The organism is Streptomyces sp. NPDC051020 (genome assembly GCF_040683105.1).
GTDB lineage: Bacteria > Actinomycetota > Actinomycetes > Streptomycetales > Streptomycetaceae > Streptomyces.
The window spans coordinates 1-4,966 of sequence record NZ_JBFBCG010000177.1 but is presented as its reverse complement, the minus strand read 5'-3'; the positions used below and the strand labels follow the sequence as shown (position 1 = coordinate 4,966).

Annotated in this window: 6 protein-coding genes; 1 reads left to right on the top strand and 5 read right to left on the bottom strand. The window is 69.6% G+C overall.

What is annotated here, in order from left to right:
• Positions 1 to 183: 183 nt before the first annotated feature.
• The 5 genes from AB0N06_RS38050 to AB0N06_RS38030 all read right to left on the bottom strand — a co-directional run bounded on the left by AB0N06_RS38050 (position 184) and on the right by AB0N06_RS38030 (position 4,235).
• Positions 184 to 381, bottom strand: a complete 198-nt coding sequence (locus tag AB0N06_RS38050) for a hypothetical protein (protein WP_366139249.1) — start codon at positions 379 to 381, stop codon at positions 184 to 186.
• A 221-nt stretch (positions 382 to 602) separates the two neighbouring features.
• Positions 603 to 926: a hypothetical protein gene (locus AB0N06_RS38045; protein WP_366139250.1), complete on the bottom strand. Its 324-nt coding sequence runs from the start codon at positions 924 to 926 to the stop codon at positions 603 to 605.
• 32 nt (positions 927 to 958) lie between these two features.
• The gene (locus tag AB0N06_RS38040; RefSeq protein ID WP_030915514.1) at positions 959 to 1,327 is read right to left on the bottom strand and encodes a WhiB family transcriptional regulator; all 369 of its coding nucleotides are present in this window, start codon (positions 1,325 to 1,327) and stop codon (positions 959 to 961) included.
• A 170-nt stretch (positions 1,328 to 1,497) separates the two neighbouring features.
• On the bottom strand, positions 1,498 to 1,824 hold the full coding sequence (locus tag AB0N06_RS38035) for a hypothetical protein (protein ID WP_366139248.1): 327 nt from the start codon (positions 1,822 to 1,824) through the stop codon (positions 1,498 to 1,500).
• A 164-nt stretch (positions 1,825 to 1,988) separates the two neighbouring features.
• Positions 1,989 to 4,235 carry an ATP-dependent DNA helicase UvrD2 gene (locus AB0N06_RS38030; RefSeq protein WP_366139247.1) on the bottom strand — a complete coding sequence of 749 codons (2,247 nt, stop codon included), beginning with the start codon at positions 4,233 to 4,235 and terminating at the stop codon, positions 1,989 to 1,991.
• A 326-nt stretch (positions 4,236 to 4,561) separates the two neighbouring features.
• Here AB0N06_RS38030 and AB0N06_RS38025 point away from each other — a divergent pair, with 326 nt between their 5' ends.
• On the top strand, positions 4,562 to 4,804 hold the full coding sequence (locus AB0N06_RS38025; RefSeq protein WP_366139246.1) for a mycoredoxin: 243 nt from the start codon (positions 4,562 to 4,564) through the stop codon (positions 4,802 to 4,804).
• Positions 4,805 to 4,966 lie beyond the last annotated feature (162 nt).

Below are 4,966 nucleotides of genomic sequence, written 5' to 3'. Positions count from 1 at the left end.
CTGGTGCGTGCGATCGCAAGGCGGAGGGTCGCCCCGATACTGGGCGTATCGGGGCGAGCCCGACAACGCAGCGAGCGTGCGTGCCAGACGCCGCCCGGCAGGCGGGACTTTCGACACACACCCTAGGGCCGTCCCCGCTGACCCCAACCCTGCCGGCACGGGCCTCGGCGCCCGGGGGGCAGGTCACCACCAGGCCGAATCGAGGCGGCCCTCAATCGCCCTGATGTGAGTGCGGGCGCAGTCGTCGCAGAAGTACTGGCGCCTGCCGTTCTCCACGGAGCAGATCCAGGTCGGCGGAGCGTACGCACTGTCGGCGGTGGTGCCGCACAGGACGCACACCACAATCTCGGCACCCGGCTGGGCGGGGTGATGAGTCTCCACCCCGTGACGATAACTCCGTCCCCGCTGCGCGGCACGGCACCACACAGCACGACCGCGGGGCCGGTCCGTGCGGACCGGCCCCGCGGAAGGGGTACTGACAAGGGGGTAGTGGCTGCTGCCGGGCGGAGCGGCGCCCGGCAGCGGGTGCTGCGGTTTCCGGCCTGGCTAGTGCCGTGACCGGCAACGTGTGCCCGAGGGGGCAAAGCTTGCCAGGGGGGACGCTAGTGCATGACCGCCATGGCCAGCGCACGGCGGGCGCGCATGGAAACGCGCTCCGCCCGGCGCTGCATCCGCCGAGCGGTGACCAGGCGCACGGCCCGTCGCTCCGCGTCGGCTTCCCTCAGGCGGTCGTGCATATGTGCACGTGCCAGGGCTTCTGGGATGAGTTGCATTTCGCGGTTCCTGTTCTGACGCGAGTCGTTCGCGCCGATGATCGTGACGTTCGGTGTCGCGGAGCCGATGGGCTCATTCGTGGGGACGGTCATTGGTGCCTGATTTCGAGGGTCGTGGGTCCGGGGACGGTCGATGGTTCCGATGCGCTTCATGGGTTTGGGAGCCGTGGCTCCCAGGCCGGCGGTCACGCCGCGACCGGGTTCTTGCGCGGACGGCCACGCGGCCGCTTGCGAGCGACGACGACGCCCTGGATGAAGAGCTCGCCACCCCAGACACCCCACGGCTCGCGGCGCTCCTTGGCGCCGGCGAGGCAGGCCTCGACGAGCGGGCAGGTACGGCAGAGCGACTTGGCGTACTCGACATCGGCCGGCGACTCGGCGAAGAAGACCTCCGGGTCGTAGGAACGGCAGGGGACGGGCACGCCGAGGTTCTCGATGGCGTCGTCGAGCGCGGTGAGCGCAGTGAGGGGGATCAAGGTGGAGTCCTCCGTGAGGCCGGGCGGGGGGATCGTTTCGGAAGGCGGTACGGACGGGGCGTGCGCTTCGAGTTGCACGGTGGTGGTGTCCTCGTCTGGTTGTTCCGGCCGGTCGGCCGGGTGGCTGCTGGTACCGGGTACTGCTTGTCCCGAGGCGCCTTCGCTGTGTCGTCCGTTGGGACAAAACAAAAGGGCCGCGGATCCCGAGTGGGGTTCCGCGGCCCTGAAGGCGCCGGCCTGATGGTGTATCAGGCTGGATCACTCCAGGGTTCAGGCCCACGGAAGGCCCACATCGTGTGGTGGTGCGTCGTCTGCTGCTCGGCTCCGGCACCGACTGCCGCAAAGGCATAGGCCGACTTGGCCTGTCCCTTCGCTACTGCTGCCGTCGGTGCCTGGGCCGGTCGCTCATTGCGCTCCCGCACGGGGAGGCTCGCCAGGGACAGCGGGCTGACGGCGGAAACGCCGGACAGACCGGTGCCACGAAGCGAGAATTCCGAAGAGCAGGCGAGGCCGAGCGAGCAGGCGGAGACGACCGACAGATCGGTCACTTTGTTGGTCTTGATGATGCTGATCACGACAATCGCCTCCTCTCGGCGTCTCGGTGGACCGGCGGGCCGGTCCTGCGTATTCGGATAAGTACAGCACAGGACCAGGGCTTCGGAGAAGCCGCTGTTCCCGTGGTTAAGAACCTATGGTGATGACTGGGGCGGGCGCAAACTATTTTTTCGACGAGTTTTTCTCACACCTCCCCGTCGTCTTCCCCAAGCCCCTCGACCGCGTCCTCACCTGCACAGATGGCCAGCACGGCGGCTCCGAACCGGTCCACCTTCCGGACACCGACCCCGGAAATTCCCGCCAGTTCGCCCTCGCTGCCCGGCACCGCCTCCGCGATCGCCATCAACGTCTTGTCGGTGAACACACAGTAGGCGGGTTGGCCGATCTCCTTCGCCCGGTCCGCCCGCCAGTCGCGCAGCCGCTCGTACAGCGCCTCGTCCATGTCGGAGGGGCAGTCCTCACAGCGCATCAGCTTCATCTCGCCGGCGTCGGTGAGTGTCTTGCCGCAGACCCGGCACAGCGCGGGGCCACGACGCCTGCGCTTGATCACCGCGGGGCGCTCGATGCCTCCGCCGCCGACCGTGCCACGCCCGCCGAGCGCCGCCGAGCCGGGACGCACTCCGTTCAGGAAGCGGCTCGGGTGCCGCCCGCCGCGGCTGCCCGGCGACCGGGACAGCGACCATGACAGCGAGAGATGGAAGCGCGCCCGGGTGACACCGACGTACAGCAGGCGGCGCTCCTCTTCGATCTGCTCATCCGTCCTGGCGTACGTGATCGGCATCATGCCCTCGGTCAGCCCGACCAGGAACACGGCGTCCCACTCCAGGCCCTTCGCCGAGTGCAGCGAGGCCAGCGTGACTCCCTGGACCGCCGGGGCGTGCTGGGCGGCAGCCCGCTCGTCCAGCTCCGCCACCAGATCGGAGAGCGTCGCCCCCGGCCTGGCCTGTTCGAGATCCTCGGCCAGCCGGACCAGCGCGGCGAGAGACTCCCAGCGGTCGCGCATCGCGCCGGAACCCGCGGGCGGCTCCGTGGTCCACCCCTTGGTGGAGAGCACGGCCCGCACCTGGGAGGGCAGCCCCTCCGCGTCGTCGAGCAAGGAGTCGTTCCCCCCGGCGCGCGCCGCACCGCGCAGGGCGACGCCCGCTTCCCGCACCTCCGCGCGCTCGAAGAAGCGCTCCGCGCCGCGCAGCTGGTAGGGCACGCCCGCGTCGGAGAGGGCCTGCTCGTAGACCTCGGACTGGGAGTTGACACGGTAGAGCACGGCGATCTCCCCGGCCGGGACGCCGGCAGCGATCAGATCGCGGATCCGGCGGGCGGTGCCCTCCGCCTCCGCGGGCTCGTCCCCGTACTCCGTGTAGGCCGGCTCGGGGCCCTTCTCCCGCTGCGAGACGAGTTCGAGCCGGTGCTCGGCGGCGCGGCCACGGGCCTGGCCGAGCAGGCTGTTGGCCAGATGGACCACCTGTGGCGTGGAGCGGTAGTCCCTGACCAGCTTGACCACGGTCGCGTTCGGGTGGCGGGTGCGGAAGTTCAGCAGGTGCTCGGGGGTGGCCCCGGTGAAGGAGTAGATCGTCTGGCTGGCGTCCCCGACGACGCACAGGCTGTCCCGGTCGCCCAGCCAGAGGTCGAGCAGACGCTGCTGGAGCGGGCTGACGTCCTGGTACTCGTCGACCACGAAGTGCTGGTACTGGCGGCGGACATGGTCGGCGATGTCATGACGGTCCTGGAGGATGGCGACGGTGAGAAGCAGCACGTCCTCGAAGTCGATCACCGAGCGGTCGCGCTTCAGCTGCTCGTACATCGCGTAGATCTGGGAGATCTCGGCGGTGTCGCGCGGGGCGTCGCGCTGGCACTTGGCGACCACGGCCGGATAGTCGGCGGGCACGGTCTGGGTGACCTTCGCCCACTCGATCTCGCTGGTAACGTCCCGCAGCTCGTTGCGGTCGAGCCGGATGCGGCAGCGGGCGGCAGCCTCAGCGACCAGCTGGACCTTGCGCTCCACCAGCCTCGGCAGCTCGCCACCGACTGCTTTCGGCCAGAAGTACTGGAGCTGGCGCAGGGCGGCGGAGTGGAAGGTCCGCGCCTGCACCCCGGCTGCGCCGAGCTGACGGAGCCGACCCCGCATCTCGCCCGCGGCCCGGTTGGTGAACGTGACGGCCAGCACACTGGTCGGCTGGAGTATTCCGGCGCGCACCCCGTACGCGATGCGGTGCGTGATCGCTCGCGTCTTGCCCGTACCGGCTCCGGCCAGCACGCACACCGGGCCGTGCAGGGCCAGGGCGACCTCGCGCTGCTCGGGGTCCAGCCCGTCGAGCACGGCGTCCGCCGACTCGGGGACCTGCGGGAAAAGGGAGGAATGCGTTGCTGCTGTCACCCCGCCATGCTGCCAGGTCGGGAGAGGCGGGCGCGGAAGTTGTCCACAGGGGAGCAGCATCCGTCGTACTAATACCGACCGGCACATGGGGGGGGTGGGAGAAGGAGCAGCGCTGGGTGCGTGCAGCTGCGAGGCGGAGGAGGGAGGCAACGCGAAGGGGCCCTCCCATGCCTTTCGGGCCATGGGGGAGTTGGTGACCGACGACAACGCCGCAGATGTGCGCACCCCGCCCCGCGACGCCGCCTCCCCTGTACCGGCCGGTCTCATGCGGGGTCGGCGGCGGGAATGGTGACCAGGTCACGTACGTTCCACTCCCTGCGGGGATGCGCATGGGCGGCGTTCCCGCACTCGTGAGTGAGACGAACAAGACAGAGGAGCGCAAAAACATGCCGGGCACTGTGACGATGTACAGCACCACGTGGTGCGGCTACTGCCGTCGGCTCAAGGGCCAGATGGACCGCGAAGGCATCACGTACAACGAGATCAACATCGAGCAGGACCCGGCGTCCGCGGCCTTCGTCGAGAAGGCCAACGGGGGTAGCCAGACCGTCCCGACCGTGCTCTTCGCGGACGGTTCGACACTGACGAACCCCTCGCTGGCCCAGGTCAAGCAGAAGATCGGCGTCTGAGCGAGCGATTCCGGCACTAGCTAGGGCGTGTTTCGAAAGTAGCGTCGTCCGCCCGTAGGGCGGGCCGGGCGGCGTCTGGTGCGTGCGATCGCAAGGCGGAGGCTCGCCCCGATACTGGGCGTATCGGGGCGAGCCCGACAACGCGGCGAGCGTGCGTGCCAG

What these genes read in the sequence shown, in the direction of transcription:
- AB0N06_RS38045 (WP_366139250.1), bottom strand. Translation starts at nt 926, where the DNA reads ATGAAGCGCATCGGAACCATCGACCGTCCCCGGACCCACGACCCTCGA.
- AB0N06_RS38025 (WP_366139246.1), top strand. Translation starts at nt 4,562, where the DNA reads ATGCCGGGCACTGTGACGATGTACAGCACCACGTGGTGCGGCTACTGC.
- AB0N06_RS38030 (WP_366139247.1), bottom strand. Translation starts at nt 4,235, where the DNA reads ATGCTGCTCCCCTGTGGACAACTTCCGCGCCCGCCTCTCCCGACCTGG.